At 70.8% G+C, this 17,982-nt stretch carries 16 protein-coding genes and 1 riboswitch; of the genes, 6 read left to right on the plus strand and 10 right to left on the minus strand.

Annotated features, from left to right (window positions below; translation table 11 throughout):
- The first annotated feature begins 20 nt into the window (after positions 1-20).
- Both AC559T_RS24540 and AC559T_RS24545 read left to right on the plus strand, forming a co-directional pair.
- A complete protein-coding gene (locus tag AC559T_RS24540; RefSeq protein WP_498870228.1) occupies positions 21-4,451 on the plus strand; it encodes a cation-translocating P-type ATPase in 4,431 nt (1,476 codons plus the stop codon).
- Positions 4,452-4,534: 83 nt separating this feature from the next.
- Positions 4,535-4,900 (plus strand): hypothetical protein, encoded by a 366-nt coding sequence (locus AC559T_RS24545; protein ID WP_498870229.1) that lies wholly within the window; start codon positions 4,535-4,537, stop codon positions 4,898-4,900.
- 1,098 nt (positions 4,901-5,998) lie between these two features.
- Here the strand turns inward: AC559T_RS24545 and AC559T_RS24550 are convergent.
- On the minus strand, positions 5,999-6,250 hold the full coding sequence (locus tag AC559T_RS24550; RefSeq protein ID WP_368955809.1) for a hypothetical protein: 252 nt from the start codon (positions 6,248-6,250) through the stop codon (positions 5,999-6,001).
- Between the two features lie 152 nt (positions 6,251-6,402).
- Positions 6,403-6,882, minus strand: a complete 480-nt coding sequence (locus AC559T_RS24555) for a hypothetical protein (protein WP_498870230.1) — start codon at positions 6,880-6,882, stop codon at positions 6,403-6,405.
- Positions 6,883-7,317: 435 nt separating this feature from the next.
- Here AC559T_RS24555 and AC559T_RS24560 point away from each other — a divergent pair, with 435 nt between their 5' ends.
- A complete protein-coding gene (locus tag AC559T_RS24560) occupies positions 7,318-7,557 on the plus strand; it encodes a hypothetical protein (RefSeq protein ID WP_498870231.1) in 240 nt (79 codons plus the stop codon).
- Positions 7,558-7,733: 176 nt separating this feature from the next.
- Here AC559T_RS24560 and mptB read toward each other — a convergent pair whose 3' ends face one another.
- Both mptB and AC559T_RS24570 read right to left on the minus strand, forming a co-directional pair.
- On the minus strand, positions 7,734-9,290 hold the full coding sequence (gene mptB / locus AC559T_RS24565; protein ID WP_498870232.1) for a polyprenol phosphomannose-dependent alpha 1,6 mannosyltransferase MptB: 1,557 nt from the start codon (positions 9,288-9,290) through the stop codon (positions 7,734-7,736).
- 625 nt (positions 9,291-9,915) lie between these two features.
- Complete coding sequence (locus tag AC559T_RS24570; protein ID WP_498870233.1) at positions 9,916-11,202, minus strand: IS256 family transposase; 1,287 nt, start codon at positions 11,200-11,202, stop codon at positions 9,916-9,918.
- 104 nt (positions 11,203-11,306) lie between these two features.
- Between AC559T_RS24570 and AC559T_RS24575 the strand changes: the two genes are divergently transcribed.
- Positions 11,307-11,669, plus strand: coding sequence for a hypothetical protein (locus AC559T_RS24575; protein ID WP_498870234.1), 363 nt, complete (start codon positions 11,307-11,309; stop codon positions 11,667-11,669).
- A gap of 981 nt (positions 11,670-12,650) precedes the next feature.
- Here AC559T_RS24575 and AC559T_RS24580 read toward each other — a convergent pair.
- The 5 genes from AC559T_RS24580 to AC559T_RS24600 are packed head-to-tail and all read right to left on the minus strand — an operon-like array spanning position 12,651 to position 14,947.
- Complete coding sequence (locus AC559T_RS24580) at positions 12,651-13,052, minus strand: DUF7676 family protein (RefSeq protein ID WP_498870235.1); 402 nt, start codon at positions 13,050-13,052, stop codon at positions 12,651-12,653.
- Positions 13,049-13,951, minus strand: a complete 903-nt coding sequence (locus AC559T_RS24585; protein ID WP_498870236.1) for a (2Fe-2S)-binding protein — start codon at positions 13,949-13,951, stop codon at positions 13,049-13,051. The genes AC559T_RS24580 and AC559T_RS24585 overlap by 4 nt, the downstream gene beginning before the upstream one ends.
- Positions 13,948-14,436 (minus strand): ATP-binding cassette domain-containing protein, encoded by a 489-nt coding sequence (locus tag AC559T_RS24590; protein ID WP_498870237.1) that lies wholly within the window; start codon positions 14,434-14,436, stop codon positions 13,948-13,950. Before AC559T_RS24590 ends, AC559T_RS24585 begins: the two co-directional genes overlap by 4 nt.
- Positions 14,436-14,828: a hypothetical protein gene (locus AC559T_RS24595; protein WP_498870238.1), complete on the minus strand. Its 393-nt coding sequence runs from the start codon at positions 14,826-14,828 to the stop codon at positions 14,436-14,438. Before AC559T_RS24595 ends, AC559T_RS24590 begins: the two co-directional genes overlap by 1 nt.
- Positions 14,825-14,947 (minus strand): hypothetical protein, encoded by a 123-nt coding sequence (locus tag AC559T_RS24600; protein ID WP_498870239.1) that lies wholly within the window; start codon positions 14,945-14,947, stop codon positions 14,825-14,827. The genes AC559T_RS24595 and AC559T_RS24600 overlap by 4 nt, the downstream gene beginning before the upstream one ends.
- A 35-nt stretch (positions 14,948-14,982) precedes the next feature.
- Positions 14,983-15,175: riboswitch (cobalamin riboswitch) on the minus strand.
- A 179-nt stretch (positions 15,176-15,354) separates the two neighbouring features.
- Here AC559T_RS24600 and AC559T_RS24605 point away from each other — a divergent pair.
- On the plus strand, positions 15,355-15,741 hold the full coding sequence (locus AC559T_RS24605; protein ID WP_498870240.1) for an ArsR/SmtB family transcription factor: 387 nt from the start codon (positions 15,355-15,357) through the stop codon (positions 15,739-15,741).
- A gap of 387 nt (positions 15,742-16,128) precedes the next feature.
- A complete protein-coding gene (locus AC559T_RS24610; RefSeq protein ID WP_071062883.1) occupies positions 16,129-16,359 on the plus strand; it encodes a hypothetical protein in 231 nt (76 codons plus the stop codon).
- A gap of 575 nt (positions 16,360-16,934) precedes the next feature.
- Here AC559T_RS24610 and AC559T_RS24615 read toward each other — a convergent pair.
- Entirely contained in the window at positions 16,935-17,972 is a 1,038-nt protein-coding gene (locus AC559T_RS24615) for a toll/interleukin-1 receptor domain-containing protein (RefSeq protein ID WP_498870241.1), read from the minus strand.
- Positions 17,973-17,982 lie beyond the last annotated feature (10 nt).

Here is a 17,982-nt window from a genome sequence, read left to right on the forward strand (position 1 = left end):
CGCTGCGTGGTTTGGAGGGGGTGGACTGGGTCGAGGTCGATGAGGCTGTCGGGCGGGTGCTGGTCAGCTTCGATGAACAGGTCGTCGATCTCGCCGATGTTGTTGCTGTCATTGAGGAGACCGAAGCGGAGCTGCACGCGACGGACGGCAATCCGGCCGATGGGGCGGGCAGGAGCGACCGGCCAACCGAGCAGCGTTATCCGGCTGACGGGGAGCCGCTGGTCGCCGAGGTGATCGCGCTGGGTGTGGAGGTCGGCGCGTTGGGGATCGCCGTTGTCGGCCGGCTTACCCGGCTGCCGGTGCTGCCCCGGGCCTCGGGCGCGCTGCTCGCTCTCGTCGACCATCAGCCGCAGGTACGCGCGGCGCTGGTCGGCCGGCTGGGTGCCACCGGGACGGATCTGGTCCTGGGGTTGGCGACCGCCGGGGTGGGTGCGTTGACCTGCAGCCCTGATCTGGTGGCCACGAGTGTGGTGGCCCGGCTGGCCCGGCTGGGCGAGTTGCGCGCCGCCACGGCGGTGTTCACCCGGAGGGAACCCGAGCTGACCCACGCCACCCGGCACGCGGCCGAGACCCGGTCCGGGTGGCCCGGTGAGCTGTCCACCGTCGCCACCGTGCGCAGGGCCCGGCCGTTGCCGGCCGGTCCGGTGGAGCGGGTCTGCGAGCGGCTGGCGTTGGCCGGTTTGGCGGCCGGGTCGCTGACTCTGGCGGCGAGCCGGTCCCCGACTCAGGCCGGGCAGATCATCATGGCCCTGGCGCCGCGGCCCGCCAGGTTGGGCCGTGAGGTGTTCGCCGCGGCCGCGACGCGCCGGCTGGCGGCGCGGGGGATCGTCGTGCTGGACGGCAGCTGCCTGCGTCGCCTCGACCGGGTCGACACGGTGGTGGTCTCGGCGCCAGTGCTGTTGGGGGATGCCTGCCGGGTGCTCGCCGCGCCCGACGCGGACGCCTGGACCCGCATCGACGCCCTGCTCGAGGGGACCTGCCCGCGCCACTGTTTCCGGCCCGGCGAGCCGATCGCCATCGACGGGATTGACCGGCTGGTCGCCGCCCACCCCGCGGGTCTGCGGGCCGCCGCCGACTCTGCCGGCCTGCCGGTAGCGCTGGTGCGCGCCGGCAGCCGGGTGACCGGGCTCGTCGGCGCCGAGCTCGATGGGCATGCCGAGGCGGTGCTGCGCGCGGCCCGTGGCTGCGGGCGGCTGCTGATGACCGCACATGCCAGTACCGCGGATGTCGCCGGTTTCATCGACACCGAGATAGCCACCGAGCCGGTGGACGGCCTGGCGGCGCAGATCGGGCGGCTGCAGGCTGAGGGGGCCGTGGTGCTCGCGGTCGCTGACGGCGATCCGGACGCGTTGTTCCGCGCCGACGTGGGTGTCGGGCGGCTGCGGCCGGCCACACGTCCGCCGTGGTCCGCCGACCTGGTCGGCGGACCGGAGCTGGCGGACGTGTGGCGAGTGCTGCAGCTGCCCCCGGCGGCCCGGCTGGCCAGCCGCCGTAGTGCGACGCTCGCCGTCTCCGCCAGCACGCTCGCCACATTGACATCGATCGCCGGTGCCCGCCGGCCGGCGAACCGCTGGGTCGCGCTCGCCGGTGGCCCGGTCACCGCCGCGGCGATGCTATCGATGATCGCCGGCACGATGGCCGCGGTCCGAGCCGACCGGCACGACCTGCCGGTCTCTGTCAGGCACACCGACTGGCATGCGCTGTCCACCGAGACAGTCCAGCGACGTCTCGATGCCGTGCCCTGCCAGCTGTCGTTGCCGGACGGTGAGCCTTCCCAACCCGAGCGGATGCGGCAGGGCCTGGCTGGGCGGGTGGCAGGCCGGGCTGATGGGAGGATCGGCGGTGTCCGCCGGTTGGTCGCGGCCGTCGTCGCGGACCTGCATGACCCGCTGATCCCGGTGCTGATGGTCGGGGCGGCTGCCAGCGCGGTTCTCGGGTCGAGCGTGGACGCGGCGCTGGTCGCCGGGGTGTCGTTCACCAACGCGCTGCTCAGCGGCGCGCAACGGGCCCGCGCCGAAACGGCGCTGCGCGGGCTTGTAGCCCACCACATCCCGCTCGGCCGGCTCGTCACCACCGACGGCACCGCACTGGTAACGGCCGACCAGCTCGCCGTCGGCGACCTGGTCGACGTCCACGCGGCGGACGTCGTGCCGGCCGACGCCCGGCTGCTCACCGCGGACGCCCTCGAGGTCGACGAGGCGACGATGACCGGCGAGTCGATCCCGGTGACCAAGGACACCGACCCGGCGCCGGTGGCGGACTTCGCCGACCGGCGCTGCATGCTCTACGAGGGCACGACCGTGCTGGCCGGATCCGGCCGAGCCGTGGTCGTGGCGACCGGGCCGGCGACAGTTGCCGGGCGGGCCGCCCTGGCCACCGTCGGCTGTGGTGCGCCCGTCGGCGTGCAGGCACAGCTCGCAGGCCTCACCCGGGTGGCGTTGCCGCTGACCGGCCTGTGTGGGCTCGCCGTCGCCGGGCTCGGCTGGCTGCGCGGCAGTTCCGCGCGCACGGCAGTCGGCTCCGGAGTTGCCGTCGCGGTCGCGGCCGTGCCCGAGGGGCTGCCGCTGGTCGCGACCGTCGCACAGGCCGCCGCGGCCCGCCGGCTCGCCCGCCAGGGCGTCATGGTCCGCTCTTCCCGGGTAGTGGAGGCACTCGGCCGCACCGACGTTGTCTGCTTCGACAAGACCGGCACCCTCACCGAAGGCCGTCTGGTGCTGCGCGAGGTGGCCGTGCCCGACGACGACCGGTGGTGCCGTCTTCCCCCGCAGGCCCCGAACACCGCCGACCTGCTGCGCCTCGCCGCCGCCGCGTGCCCCAGTCCCGACGGGACCGTCGTCCACGCCACCGACAGGGCCGTACTCGCCGCCGCAAGCTCGCCACCCCTCGGGGACAGGCTGGCGGAGATGCCGTTCGAGACCTCCCGCGGCTACGCAGCCACACTGCTACGCGCCGAGAACGGAACGGTACTGGCCGTCAAGGGCGCGCCTGAGGTCCTGCTCGACCGCTGCCACCTCACCGAACCGGCCCGACACGCCGCCCGCGAAGCCGCCGAGCGGCTCGCCCGCGACGGCCTTCGGGTATTGGCCGTCGCCCATGCGGCCAGGCCCGCCACCACCGCCGGCCTCATCCCGCTTCCCCGCAACGGCAACCAGGCCATCCCCGACTCGGACGTGAACGGACTGCTCCTCGCGGGCTTCGTCGGCCTCGCCGACACCCTCCGCCCCACGGCCGCCGACGCGGTGACCCGCCTCACCGACGCCGGCCTGCGGGTCCTGGTCGTCACCGGGGACCACCCCACTACGGCCAGCGTCATCGCGCAGGAGGTCGGCGTCCCCGCCGCGCATACGGTCGTCACCGGCACGGACCTGCAACACCTCAGCGAAGACGACTACACCCGCCGGATCTCGTCAGCCGCGGTCTTCGCCCGCATGTCACCCGAACAGAAGGTCCGCCTCGTCGCCACGCTACAACACGCCGGCCACGTGGTAGCGATGACCGGCGACGGCACCAACGACGCGGCCGCGATCCGCACCGCCGATGTCGGAGTCGCCGTGCAGCACCGCGGCTCGGCCGCCGCGACCGGCGCCGCCGACCTGCTCCTCACCGACGCCGACGTCACCCGTCTCGCCGACGCCGTCCTCGCCGGCCGCCACATGTGGCAAGCGGTCACCGACGCGATCTCCGTGCTCGTCGGCGGGAACGCCGGCGAGATCGCGTTCACCCTGGCCGGCACCGCACTAGCCGGCACCGCGCCACTCAGCCCCCGCCAGCTCCTGCTGGTGAACTTGATGACCGACATGGCACCCGCGATGGCGCTCGCCGTGCGCGATCGCTCCCTCGCACAACCAGACGCCTCTCGCTGTCCAGTGCCGGAAGGTGGCCGCGAGGTCGGCCTGGACGAGGCACGCCCATCGGCGGCCGCAGGGGCGCTGCGGCGGACCGTGATCGTACGCGGCCTAACGACCGCCCTGGGCGCAACCGCAGCCTGGACCCTCGGCCGATTCACCGGCACACCCCGGCGGGCCTCGACCATCGGCCTGCTCGCGCTGGTCGGCACCCAACTGGGACAGACGCTCACCCTGGCCGGACCGGACCGGTTGGTCATGCTGACGGCGTTCGGCAGCGCCGCGCTGCTCGCCGCGGTGGTGCAGACACCGGTCATCAGCAGTCTGTTCGACTGCCGACCCATCGGACCGCTCGGCTGGACGACCGCGCTGACCTGCGCCACCGCCGCCACCCTCACTGCCTGGGCCTACGAACGCCTACGCAGCACACACCCCGACACGCACCGCCGGACCGCACACCCCCTAGACGCCCACCCGGCACCGACTCAGCGCGGCCATCATCATGACGATCCGCGCAGCGGTCCTGTCGACAGCACCCCGCCATCAGCCCCACCACGAGACGTCCCGCCGATCCCCTCACCTCCCGGTGAGCCGGCTTCACTCTAGGCCAACGCCGCCTCGCATCCGCGGCCGCCGGTTTGCGTGCCGACAACGGGGGGATATCGAGTGGTCATAAGGAGATGAGGGTCATGGCAGTAAAGACATACACCACAACACGGGAACATCGAGACAAAGAAGAGATGCGCGCGGCAGGCGGCCAGCGACAGGCCGAGAGCGCGCCGCTAGCCCCGCCGGCCGGCACCCGAGGAATGACCGTGCGGCTGCCGTTGCTCACCAGCCGGTTCGAGATCGGACGAGGAGCGGGCATGCAACCACCGTCACCGGGCAAGGCCGTCTACTACCTCGGCCTAGGCGGACTCGCCGTCGCAGAGATCATCGAATGGCCGGTCGCGGCGGCGATCGCCGCCGGCACCTACGTCGCCCAGCGCAGCCGCCCCGCAGCGTCATCATCCGTGCAGGAATCCCAGGCTGAGGCCGCCCGCAGGGAAAGCTAAACGCACACCGTCCGCAGCACGCCAATTATGTTACGGCTGGCTATGGCGGTTTCGTTCGGCCCCTTGAGGACAGCTTGAAGTGGCTTCACCCGTGGGGTGCTCCGAGACGCCGCGCGTCCCCGATCATCACGACACCGCCCCGCAGAGTGTCACCGGCTGCGGGAGCCGCCACGGTCACCGGAACCGTTCGCGACTCGCCCGCCCGCCCCTGCCTTCACCCGTGCCGGCCAGGCTGAGCTGCGCTGTCTCCAACGTCATCGCGCCATCGTGGACAACCCTGCGATGCGAACGAAACACGAGGTACCCAGCCCCGGCAGAGCGCACGCCGACCACAGATCGCCGGCTGATGATGATGAAGCGATCGCCGGCCGCAACCTGCGCCATTCACGTCGCGTCGAGCACAGTCGAATAGGCAACTCAAAGCTGTGAGGCAGCCATTGTTCGGCCTGCCGTCCCAACCGGCCGCCCAAGAGGCTATGCCCAGCTTCGTGATCATCCACCACGCCGGAGACAAAAGACCTGGCCGGGACCGGACAGCCTGCGGTCGCTGACCGCGCGAGGGACACCGCAGGCAGCGACGCCGACACGGCTCGTCGGCGCGACCCAATGCGTCGCGTTCTACGAGCCCGGACCTGCCGCGTCCGAACGGTCACCCCACTCGCGGATCGCCTTTTGCATCCCCTGATCGTTCTCGGGCCTGCACCTGCGGCCCGCCAGCCGTCTCTGCACCGACCGCCGGACCCACGAGTCACGGACAGAGCCAGGCCGACGTCGACAACGGTCCGATCAAGCAGCAGGCGCAACCGTGGTCAGGCGAGACATCCACTCCAGGTCACTGATCTTGACGTGGAGTTTCGCGGCGATCTGATCGGAGGGGATTCCGGCGTCCAGGGAAGCGCGGATCGCGTGCGCCCCGACCTCGGGTTCCACCGTCCGCCACAAACGCATCCTCGGCGTGCTGATCAATGAGTACCGCAACGCCGCTTGACGACTCCCACGACGATCACGTCAACCACAAAAGACCAGCTCACCGGCCGAAACCCGGATTCTGGGAGCCCCACAGCGTTCAGAGATCGGCCGCGGGGGGACCGAGGCTTCTCACGTTTCGATCATCCGAGGGTTGCGCTCATCGGTCGCCGCCCGTGACGGCTCGTGGATCACCTCGCAGCGTAGGACTACCGCCGCGCCTTCCGCGGTCTCGATGACCTCGCCGGTGGGCCGGTACACCACCGTGTGCGGGTTGAGCCACGACGTACCGAAGGTGAGCGTCTGGCCAGGGCGGACCACGAAGGTGCCGCCCCGGAAGGGCCCGTCGTCCAGGATCGCAAGCGTCACGTCAGACAGCACCATGCTCGGTAACTCTAGGTGACACGCTTGAGCGTCACCATTCATCCGCAGACGATCAGGGCGTTCCTCACACCGCGGCAGTTTCCGTCCCCTCGAGAGGGACGTAGGCCTACTCCCGAGGGTCCATCTGCCTGCGACTGGGGTGGGCGTGGAGGTCAGGTGGGGCGTCGCCGGGCCATGACGGCGCATGCGAGAACACCATCGGGCCCGGGGAGGCCGCGGCCGTCAGCGATCCACGCGGCGATGGCGCGCGGGACGTTGATCGGCGGGCCGGAGCTGTGCGTGACGTTGAAGATCGACCGGTACGTGTCTTGAGGGTTCTGGATGTTGACGACGGCCACGTCGGCCACGACACCGTCGAAACCGATCTGGGAGTAACGCAGGAGGCGACCGCGGGAGGCCAGGCTGTCGGCGTGCAGTCCAAGGTCGTCAAGAAGATCGGCGTACTGCAACCGTCCGGGTGCTGTCTCCTCGACCGACAGTTGCCTGCGGGGGCAGGCCGGACGTGCGGTCAGGTATCGGGATCCGGCGAGAAGGATGTGGCAGGCCGTCCGGTCCGCGGTCAGTGGTACGCGGGCGCGCTGCGCTCCGTCCGGCGTGCGCAGATGAAGCTCGGCGATAGTCCCGTCAAACACGATGCGGGACAGGTAACGGCCGCCCGGCTGGGCACGTTGCAACGCGGCCAGTTCGGTGAGGAGACGGCGTGGGCAACGGCCTGTCGCTGGGTCTTCTAACGTCGTCCTCGCCTCCGCGAATCTCGACGATCCCTTCCGACGGGACCGATGCGCAGACTACGTGGGGACCACGCTGGCGCGTTGCCCTCACCCAGGGTCCAGCCAGCGACATCACCCCGGAGGAACGGGCGGTGATCCGCTTGGCTCGGGCGGCGCCCGGCCTCCTGGGCATCATTCGGATGCGAGGTCCGGCCCTCGCGGGCTGGCCGGCACACAGCGGGCCCCGCTCGCCGCGTCTCGCGTACGCGGTGCCCGCACGGTCACGCCTATCTGATCAAGCCGGAAGAGTTTCATCCTCCCGTTGCCTAAATTCTGATATCCGGCAACTATGTGAGGGTGATGTCCTACGAGCAGGTCGAGAACACGCCCGATCCCCTCGACAGGGCGTCGCTTGCCGACGAACTGATGTGGACACCCCACCCCCACCGACTCGCCCTGCGAGACCTGCGCAGCGACGCGATCCGCGCATCCCTGGCCGCCGGAATCCCCTCCGACCAGATCGCCGCGAAACTCCACGTCAAAATCAGCGACCTTGAGTGGATGTCTCGCCTGACCACGGTTGCGCCTGCCGCTTGATCGGACCGTTGCCGACACCGATGCCGGCCTGGCTCTGTCCGTGACTCGTGGGTCTGGCGGTCGGTCACAGCAGCGGCTTGCGGGCCGCAGGAATTCCGCCCACGTCTACGCGATCGTCGCCGTCATCTCCTGCGCCCTAGCCACCATCGCTACGAGAAGCACCGGGGAGCCACCGGTCAACCAGCATCTGCGAAGCTGCGTCGGCGGCGCGCCACCGACGCAGCAGTGGCGCAGATCAGCGCGATCACCAGGATGAGCGGCCCCTGCCTGGCCAGCCAGGGGGCGACCTGCGGGTGGTTGACGAACAGCAGCTCGCAATGGGGCAGCGCAAGGAATGATCCGACCACAGTGACGGCGGTAAACCGCCGCCGTCGGGTGTCCTCGGCCATCGCCAGCGGCACCAGACCCCAGGCGAAGTACCAGGGGTAGAGGACGGGCCCGAGCAGGGCCAGGCACAGCAGCGCCAGCCCCGCGGTGGCCGGGACGTCGCGGTCCCGGATGGTCGCAAGCAGCCAGAGGAACACCCCCGCTGCCGCGACGACGCCGGCCGCCCGCACCGGGCCGAGCAGGTCCGTGAAAGGCACCGCGGACCCGTCCATACCCGACATCGCGGAGAGTAGGTCGGCGAGCCCGGTCGTCGGGGCATAGAGCGTCAACCCGGCCGACGGTGTTCCGACCGTGTGTAGCCAGCCGAACCCGTGCGGTACCAGGGCCGACAGGAGCACGGTGGTCGTCGCCACGACAGTGAGATCCCGGCCGGCGGCGACCGCTCCGACTACCGCCCGGCGCCGGATGGGCGCTGCCCGGGGCCCGGGGACTCCGGCCGTATCCATGGCAGTGATGGTCCGACCCGCCACCATCACAACGACGATGAGGACTGCGGGCCATTTGACCAGCGCTGCCGTTGTGGTCAGCACGAGCCCGAGGACGCCACGGCCGCGCGCCGCCGCGGCGAGACCGGCGGCGCCCAGCGCCATCATCAGCGCTTCCAGGTGCACGGCGCCGATGAGCTGCAACAGCACGATGGGGCTGCCGGCGCACGCCGCCACCGCCCAGGGCCGGCGGTCTACCGGCGCGATGCGGGCCACGCACACCGCTATCGCGGCGACCCCGAACACTGCCACCGCTCGCTGGATGAGCACCGCGCGCAGCAGGTCGCCGCTGGCCAGCCAGGTCGTCGCGCGCAGGAAAGCAAGCGCGACCGGACCGTATGGCGCGGTCGCCGACCTCCAGACCGGGTCCACTGCCAGCACCGCGGGATGCGCGCCGAGCGCGACAGGTCCGGCCGTGTACGGATCGAGGCCAGCCGCGAGCATGACGCCCTGCGCCGTGTAGCTGTACACATCCAGGCTGAGGATCGGCGGTCCGAGGATCACCGGAACGGCCCACGCCGCGACGATCGCGGCGACCCCGCGTACCGACACCGAGCCCCGGGCGGCGTGGCGGCACAACCCCCACCAGGATGCGGCCAGCAACGCGACCCCGCCAAGCATGACCGCGGGCACCAGCGACGGCCGGTCCAACGGCACCGGGTCGAGCAGCCCGTACCAGCGCGACGGCGCGACGACACCCGGCCGCAGCGCCAGCCGCCCGGCTGTCGCCGCCATGAGCGCCGACCCCGTCACACCCAGCCCGGCCAGCAGGCACAGAACCAACCGAGAGAGGCCACAGCGGCTGTCCTTCGCGGCCAGACCGACCGTCCGCGACCAGTCGTGTCCGGGCAAAACGTTCACCCGACCGACATCCGTGCCGGGGCAGCAGCACCCTGTCCCATCGACGTTCCTCCCCCGTCCTCGCCGCATGCCGCGCCAGCCTGACGGCCGTGCCTCGCCGCCAGTGGTCCGGGCGGGGACCTTCCGATGAACGTTGAGAAGGACGTCGACCGCGCGGGAAACGACCAGCCCCGACGACCATCCACCAGCTACGCGGACTCCTGCACCAACACCACAGCCACCGCCACCTACGACTATTAACCTGACATTCCGCCAGTCATCAGTGCATGGCCATTCCTTCTCCGCCTTCAGCCAGGCGACCTGCTGGGACCGCGCACGCGGGTGGCGGGCGTCAGGCTGGAATCAGGGCATGACCCGCAGAACCTCCGCCTGCTGCGGCTGTTCGTGGCCCAGCCCTGCAGGTCTGGAGGACGCCGCGTGTCCCTGTCGTCGGGGATCTTCCTCCGATCTGGGCGGACAGGCCCGACCCGTAGTTGTCGTCCCCGCACGCGCGGGGATCTTCCACTCAGTGAGTTCCACATCCAGGCCGGATCGGCCCTGTACGCGCGGGGCGGGGCGACTGGTAATTTCCGCTTACAAGTCGGGGTGGGCATCGCCAGGTGCGTCACCGCCGACGGAGGTCCGTTCAGCCGTGGCGAAAGCCGGTGCCGGAGCGGTCCCGTGGGTCTGGGCCCAGGCCCAGGTAGCGTTCGCGCAGGGCGTCCCAGGCGGCGAGCCGACTGAAATCCGGGGTGGCGGCGTCGATGAGCTTGAACGCCATGGCCAGTCCGGCGGCCCGGGAGCCGGGGCCTTTGGTGACTCGGGTGCGGTGGCGGACGGTCGCGAACGTGGACTCGATCGGGTTCGTGGTCCGTAGATGCACCCAGTGTTCGGCGGGGTAGTCGTAGAACGCCAGTAGGTAGTCGTAGAACGCCAGTAGTACGTCCAGATCATCGGTGATCTTCGCGGTGGCTTTGGGGAACTTCGCCCCGTAGGCGGCGGTGAACGTCTTCGCGGCCCGCTCGGCGTGCACCCGGTCCTCGGCGTTGTAGATGTCCGCGAGGTGCTTCTTCGCCCCGGGGTGCGCCGACTTCGGCAACGCGGCCAGCACGTTCGCGGTCTTGTGGACCCAGCAGCGCTGTTCCGCCGTGGCGGGGAAGACCTCGCGCAACGCGGCCCAGAACCCCAGCGCGCCGTCGCCGACCGCGAGCACGGGGGCGGACATGCCGCGCCGCGCGCAGTCACGCAGCAGGTCCGCCCACGAGCCGGTCGACTCCCGGTAGCCGTCGGCGAGGGCGACGAGTTCCTTACGGCCATCCGCGCGGACCCCGATGAGGACGAGCAGGCACAGCCGGTCCTCGTCCAGGCGGATGTTGACGTGGATGCCGTCGGCCCAGATATAGACGTAGTCCACGCCGGACAGATCCCGGGCGGTGAACGTCTGGTAGTCGGCCTGCCAGCTGCTGGTCAGCCGGGTCACCGTGGACGCGGACAGGCCGGCACCCGAACCGAGGAACTGCTCCAACGCCGGGACGAAGTCACCGGAGGACAGGCCGTGCAGGTAGAGCAACGGCAACACCTCGGCGATCTTCGGGGAGCGGCGGCACCACGGCGGCAGGATCGCCGAGGAGAACCTCTGCCGTTGCCCGCTGTCCGGGTCGACCCTGCGGTCGTTGACCCGCGGCGCGGTCACCTCGACCGCACCGGCGGCGGTCATCACCTGCCGGGGCTGGGCGTGGCCGTTACGGACCACCAGCCGGCGGCCCCGGTCGTCGCGCTCGTCGGCGAGCTCGGCGATGTAGGCGTCGACCTCGGCTTCCAACGCAGCCGCGAGCATCCGCCGCGCACCTTCCCGCACGATCTCATCGATCAGCGACGGCCTGGCCGCCTGACCGTTCTCGGGCGTGCTGTCCTCGGGTACTACCGTGAGCACGGGCGTGCCTTCCCGACCGACGCGTCAACGTCGGCCTGGCTGAGACCTCAACCTCGATCACCGGGAAGGTACGTCCTCCCCAGCCGATCCACAGGTCTCAACCATTGCTCCGGATCGAAGGGCAACAGGCTGAGATCGACGCTGCGGTGATCTCTGGCGAGATGGGCGAGTTCCATGCCGGGCGACTTCACAAGGCGCTAGACGAACGCCTGAGCGCGCTACAGCAGCAGATCGACGCGACCCGCCGAACGGCCGTAGTCCTCGACCCGAACCAGGCCATGAGGCAGTGGAACGCGCCCGAACCCGAGCAGGGCACACCGGCATGGCAGGCATGGCTGACCGCCCGTCACGTGGTCCTGGCGGAGTTGATCGAACGTATCGAGATCGCTCCCGGTCTACAGGGACGCGGGCCGTTCGATCCCGATCGCGTCCACGTGGCCTGGCAGAATGAGGAGAGCACCGCCTAGACGATCCCGTGCCGTCTCCGCATCACCCCTGCGACGGTCCGCATCACGCTTTGACTGACCGCAACACCCCATGATTAGGTCCGTCTACGGCCGTCCTGTCACCCCCCCCGACAGGGCGGCCTTCTCTTACCCCGACACGCCCCTGCGGGGCTCCGTGGTCGACGTACAGCGCCGCCTGGACACGGTGACGGGGAGGACCTCGCCGACGACGAGGTCGAGCGGTACGCGGCGATGCTGCGGCGGCAGGGTCTGAGCGGTCGCGGTTATACGGTCCGGCGTAGGCGCGCCGGTGTCGCAGAGTGCGGCACACCGATCTTCGAGATCGTGCTGTCGGTGCCGGGTACAGGCTCCGCCACCGCTTAACGCGCTGTACCTGGCCGCGTGCCCCCGGATGGGACACGTCGGCATCTTCCCGAAGGCCCGTCTGATCTTGTGTCATCGTAGGTCGAGCAAGGACAGGCCGAGCACGCGGACGACAGCCTCCAAATGCCACGCCAAAGCCCCCACTGACCGACCGTGGGGCACGGGTGCCACCCGACCAAAAGGCAGCTAGCCGAAGTCCTGCGGCGGCGAACCCGGTTACTCGTGTGATCTTTCACGGATTGGCGTTCCCGCATGCCCGAATCTGCTGTACCCGATGTCGACGAGGTGGAATCGCCTCGCGATCAATGGCTGCGCCTGACCCTCGCTCGCGCCCCGAAACTGACCCCACGGACCGAGGCCCGCATCGCGCTAGTCCTTACCGGTGTCGACCGTCAGGACACCCGCGCCGCCTAGACCTCGTTTAAACGCATCGCACTGCACACCCCCATTTCGCCATGCCCTCACCCCACAGGAGCAAGCTATTTACCAGAAGGAAAGTGAAGGCGTATGCCGCCGTTGTGGCAGCCACGGCGAGCTAGCTAAGGCGGGTCGCTACGCGGACGGTACCCAGCAGTACAGGACAGTCTGTAAGCCGTGCGAGGCCGCGCGGGCGCTCGCCTACTGGCGGTCGAAGAACCCAGGCGCGGATCGGATGATCCGGATTCCCGTCAGCGAACACGAGAAGGAAGATCGCGCATGACTGCCATCGCTCCCGGGGTAATCCCAGTCCACCACATGGATTGGCGATTCGGTGCGGCTCCCCTGATCACCGACCTGTGTTTCCGCGCGCGGTTCATCGCGATGACGTTGGACATTGACGACTGGGAGCCCGTAACGATGACCATCGTCAATCAATGGTGCGCCCTGGACGATCACGCCGAAGCCGATCTGGCGCCAGTGGTCGGTGAAGATCTCGGTGACGAGGGACAGCAGGGTCTCGGTGTCGGTGGGCAGCGCAAAGACGTGCAGGGTGCCGTTGCCGAGTTCTTCGGTGACCCGGTATTCGGTGTCGGTGGTCAACGTCGTGTCCTCTCCGCGGCCGGGCTCAGGGGGCAGTCTCCGCAGGTACCGCCGCCCGGCACCCGGTAGAACAGGCAGCAGCTCCGCCGGACCACCGAGGAGACCGCCAGTCCGCCGTCGGAGGTGACGGCGTGGACGGTCGTACCGGCGAGCGGCGGTGTCGCCAGCAGCGCGGCCGCCATTCGGGGAACGTCCTTCGTGCGGGTGACGAGCGGGGAGGCGGCCAGTACCCGCGTCGAGCCGACCAGCGCGGACGCGGCGTTGCCCCAGAGCAGGCGCGGGGCGAGCCGGGTCTCACCCCGCAGGGCCGTGAAGTAGGGCCGCAGGTGGTCCTCGACGACGATCTCGCGGAGCAGGTCGACGGCGTCCGCCAGGCTCTCGACGCGCCAGCCGGCGGTCTCGTCCACGATCAGCCGCACGGGCGCGGTGAGCCTCGGCTGCACCCGGAGGCGGGGTGGGGGCAGGTCGGGGACGATGCCGGCGGTCGCCCAGCAGCCCAGGGCCACCGACCAGAGCCGGGCGGCGTGGCCGAGCGCGAGGGTGGACGCGGCGACCCGTCGTTCGACGCCGCCAAGCCGTTCGTTCACTCCGTCGACCGCGGCGGCCAGGGCCGCCCCGCCCCGGTAGAGCTCGTCGACACGAACCGGCACCGGCCCGGCCCCACCCACCTCGCCGGCACCGGCGAGATCGACCGCGATGTCGGCCTCGAAGTAGGGACTGATCTCGGCGAGCCTCCGCAAGGCGCTCGCCACCTCGGCGGCGGACACCGCCGACGCTCCCGTGACGGCCGGCACCGCTGCGGCGGCCGGCACCGCTGCGGCGACCGGCACCGCCCCGGCGGTCGGCACCGCCGGGGCGGGCCGCCGCCCCGCTCCGGTCATGTCGGGCTGGCCCGTCACACTGCCTCCCGCAGCTCGAAGGTCCTGGTCACCGGGTCAAAGCGCAGGTCGTCGCCGTCGAAGGTGGTGTTCACCGCCCCGGAGGCGATCACCTCCGCCGGGCGGCCCGTGTGCAGGGTCCCCGTCCGGTCGAGGAGCCACACGCCGTCGGCCACGCGGAGCGAGAGCTCGAGGTCGTGGGTGGAGACGACGACCGCGAGATCTCGTTCCCGGGCGAGGCGGCGCAGCAGGGCGGTGACGGCGACGCGGGACGGTGCGTCGAGGAAGGCGGTCGGCTCGTCGAGCAGGACCAGCGTCGGTTCCTGGGCCAGGGCGCGGGCCATCATGACCCGTTGCCGTTCGCCGTCGGAGAGCTCGTCGGCCTCGTGCCCGGCCAGCACCTCGCAGCGGGCCCGACGCCGGAAGCCGGCCGGGCGGTAGCCAGCCGCCCGGTAGCCGACCGCGAGCCCCTCCATCCGCAGCCCATCCGCTTCGGCGCCCGGCATCAGGCCACCCCCGCGGCGCTCGCCCGCGCCCGGAGCAGGACGGCGATCACGATTGGCGCGCCGGCGATGACCACGCCGAACCGGCCGCTGCCGGCGACCTGCGCGGTGAAGGTGCCGCCCGACCCGCCCACCCCGGCGAGGGCCGCGGTGAGGGCCCGCGGCAGCCGGATCTGGCCGACGACGACCGTCCAGCGGGGGTCCCGGGGCTCGGCGCCGACCAGCACCCGCAGCGTCTCGTCGAGGGGGACGGCGACCGAGCCGACGGCCAGCGCGAGCAGGAACAGCACGGCCACGCCGACGGCCAGCCCGGCGAGCACCAGCGGGCGGCGGGACGACAGGCTGCCGCCGGAGATCGCGGGGATCGCCGGCGATGCCTGGACGGTCGCGGTCAAGTGATCTTCTTGTAGAAGGCGAAGTCGTGGCCCGGCAGCGCATCCGGGTGCAGGATCGCGACGAGGTCGCCGAGAACCAGCAGGAGTGTGGCGCTCAGGGCCACCAGACGTGCGCGCATGCCAGAACAGGCCGCCTTCCAGCACCTCGTGGACGGTGTTCGCGGGTGCCGTGGCCGGTCTCCTGGCTGACGGGTGGTGCGTCGCCGGCCGCCTTCCCAGGCGGCGGTACTCGGCGCCCAGTGACTTCCCCGGTGGGCGGGGACTGGCCGGCGACATCCCGATCACAGTGGCGAGGGCCGCTCCGGCGTCACACCGGCTTCCCGAGCACCACGGCCGACAAACCGTACGACCAACGCGAGTCACCTGCAAGACCATGCAGATGTTTTCGCGGGTGCTGCGCCCATCACGGATGGAGGCTGATCCCGCCCGGCGGCGCGGTATCCGGCTCGTCGGGCCACGGTCTGAGGGTCGGATGCACAACCGCCACGGGCAGGTGCCCGGTCGACGTGGATGCGAGAATCTCCACATGCACCGGCTGGACGACCAGAACCGGGCCCGGATCATCGAGGGCGACCGGGCCTGCGACGCCGTCGCCGCCATCGGTGACCGCGCCGAGGTGACGCGGTGGGCCGCCCGGTTCGCCATGCTCGGCGAACCGGGCCGGCTCGCCATCCTGCTCGCGGTGCACTACGCCGGCCCGATCTCCGTCTCGGATCTGGCCACCGCCGTCGGCATGAACGACGCCGCCGTCTCCCAGGCACTGCGGGTCCTGCGCCAGCAGAACGCCGTGCTCGCCGAGCGCGACGGCCGGATCATCCGCTACAGCCTCGCCGACCCCGCCGTCGCCGACCTGCTGGGCCGCGTCCGGCCCGATCCTCAGCTCCACCACCGGTCCGGCCAGCCCGCCCGCTGACGCCCGCCGGCAGGCAGGCAGGCGAGCCACAATCGACCTGCTCGACCTCACCGCGCTCGCCGACCGCCACGTCGACGAGCTCTCCGGCGGCCAGGCGCAACGTCGTCACGTCGGGAACCCCGGCCGACGTCTACGCCGCCGACCTCATCGAAACCGTCTACGGGCTCCCCGTTGACGTCGACCTCCGCGACGGAACACCCGAGGTCAGAGCCGCCTTGCCCATTCCCGGTGGGCGGCGCTGACGCCTGGGGGAATGGCGGAAGGCCTCCCCACTGGCGGGACGCCGACGGCGGCGTAGCATCGGACTGGAGCAACAGCCACCCGGGTCGTGACCCGCGAGCGGCGCCCATCCCGGGCGCACCTGTGGCCCTTTTACGGAGCGACTTGATGGACTCCGACAACCTGCTCAAAGCGATCCAGCCTGAGCCGGCCGCACTCGGCAGACACTACGGCTCCTGCGACGGCAAGGCCGCCCTCGCCCGCGAGACCAGCCCCGGCAGCTGGCAGGTGAAGGTACGCGATCCGATCAACCGCCTGGCCGGCCACGACGGCTGGATGATGCTCGGCACCGGCTGGAGCACCCTGGCCGAAGCACGCGCGGCCACCGGGCTGTCCTAGACATCAGTACCCCTGGCCGCAACCTCGTCAGCCAGGCGGCGGGCCGAGGTCGCGAGCGGTCCAATGCGAGGACCCACTGGCCGGGCCAGGTGCCCAGGACCGGGACTGGAAGTCCCCGAAGGAGCCCAGCGCCACGCTTTCGGGGACGGATGCCCCGTGGACCGCCGAGTGGTCGGGTTTCACGCCCGGCCTGCTCGAACGGGGCCGCCGGGCCCTCCGTCAGCTGGTTTTCGTCGGGTTCACGGCTGGCACGCTGCCGGGGTGGCAGACCCTGAAGGGTGCGGCGCTTCCGCCCCAGTGCACGACGCGTCCCGACCAGAGCGGGGCGCAGTTGTCGGTGGTCAGAGCTCGCAGCGTGGTTCCATCATCGATGCCGTTACCGAATCCTCGCAGACCACGCCGTCTGCCGTAGCGGGCGACATTGACCAGCCGGGTCACAGCAAGTCGACGCGATGCGCGGACCGGATGGGTTCCCATGGCGGTACCGACGCGCGGTCACGAACGTCGGTTCCACCAACGTCCGAATAATTTGACGGCCACCTGGTGGCGGTGTTCCAGATCGTGGCGGAGGTCGGTCAGGCCAGGTCGTCCGGGCGCGGATCCGCCGCTTCGAGACGGGTGAGGTCGGCGCCCGAGACGTCCAGCGGAATGGTTGTCAGGCGGGCGGACAGGCGCTCCACAGTGGAGACGACCCGCTCGAGATCCTCGCCGTCGAGGAAGGCGTGGAGGCTGTCCGCGATGCTCTTGGCCAGGTCGGCGGCGAAGCTGAGGCTCGGCGCGTGGTCCCAGGCGGCGCTGTCGTAACCGCTGCGGGCCAATGTCAGGACGCTGGCGAGATCGCTGGCCAGGTCGACGGCGACGGAGCGAGCCTCGTCGAACTCGGCGTCGCGGCTGGTGACATCGTCACGCGGGATCACTATGCCCGAGGAAGTCGCCGTTTCGAGACCCTCCCGCAGCGACCTTTCGAGGCTGCGTGCCTTCGCGCGAGCAGCGAGGATCTCTGTCACGAGCGTGTGGTTCTTGACCGGTCCAGGCTGCGCGCCGGACTCCGGTCCGGGCCCTGGATACGCGGCGCCTGACCGGTGTCGTGGTGCTGGTACCGGAGTCGAGGGCGGGGCGGGGCGAGCCGGTTCGGGGGCTGGCAGGGGCGGGCGTGCCGCGGACTGCGCGGGGAAGGCCGGCGTGGCGGCGGGTTTCGCCCGCCCGGCGTGCAGGATCCTGATCTGTTCGGTCAGCCGGGCGGTGGCGGCGTCCGCGGACAGGCCGAACAGGTCGAAGGAGACGATCTGTCCGAGGAGTCCGGGCCGGGGGCAGTCGGCGATCCTGATGGGGATCAGCTTCCTGGCGAAACCCAGCGGGTCGGCGGCCTGCGCCGCCTGCCATTCTGTCTGGCCGTAGACGGAATTCAGATAGGCGTGCGACAGCAGGGCGATTGTCCGGGCGGCTTTCATGATCCCTTGCTGCATCCCGGCCATCCAGTTGGTGCCCGGGATGAAGTCCCAGGCCTGCACCAGAACCCGGTAGCCGGCTTCCTCCAACTGCCAGGCGACCCACTCCGCCCATTCCTGATCGGCAGCGGTGTAGGAGATGAAGAAATCCGGTGAGTCAGACAAACCAGGCACG

Origin of the sequence: Frankia sp. Hr75.2 (assembly GCF_949319125.1) — a bacterium.
Classification (GTDB): Bacteria; Actinomycetota; Actinomycetes; order Frankiales; family Frankiaceae; genus Parafrankia; species Parafrankia soli.

Coding starts and splice junctions, on each gene's coding strand:
- AC559T_RS24590 (WP_498870237.1), bottom strand. CDS start 14,436: ATGCCGGGCGCCGAAGCGGATGGGCTGCGGATGGAGGGGCTCGCGGTC.
- AC559T_RS24545 (WP_498870229.1), top strand. CDS start 4,535: ATGGCAGTAAAGACATACACCACAACACGGGAACATCGAGACAAAGAA.
- AC559T_RS24610 (WP_071062883.1), top strand. CDS start 16,129: ATGGACTCCGACAACCTGCTCAAAGCGATCCAGCCTGAGCCGGCCGCA.
- AC559T_RS24600 (WP_498870239.1), bottom strand. CDS start 14,947: ATGCGCGCACGTCTGGTGGCCCTGAGCGCCACACTCCTGCTGGTTCTC.
- AC559T_RS24605 (WP_498870240.1), top strand. CDS start 15,355: ATGCACCGGCTGGACGACCAGAACCGGGCCCGGATCATCGAGGGCGAC.
- AC559T_RS24550 (WP_368955809.1), bottom strand. CDS start 6,250: ATGGTGCTGTCTGACGTGACGCTTGCGATCCTGGACGACGGGCCCTTC.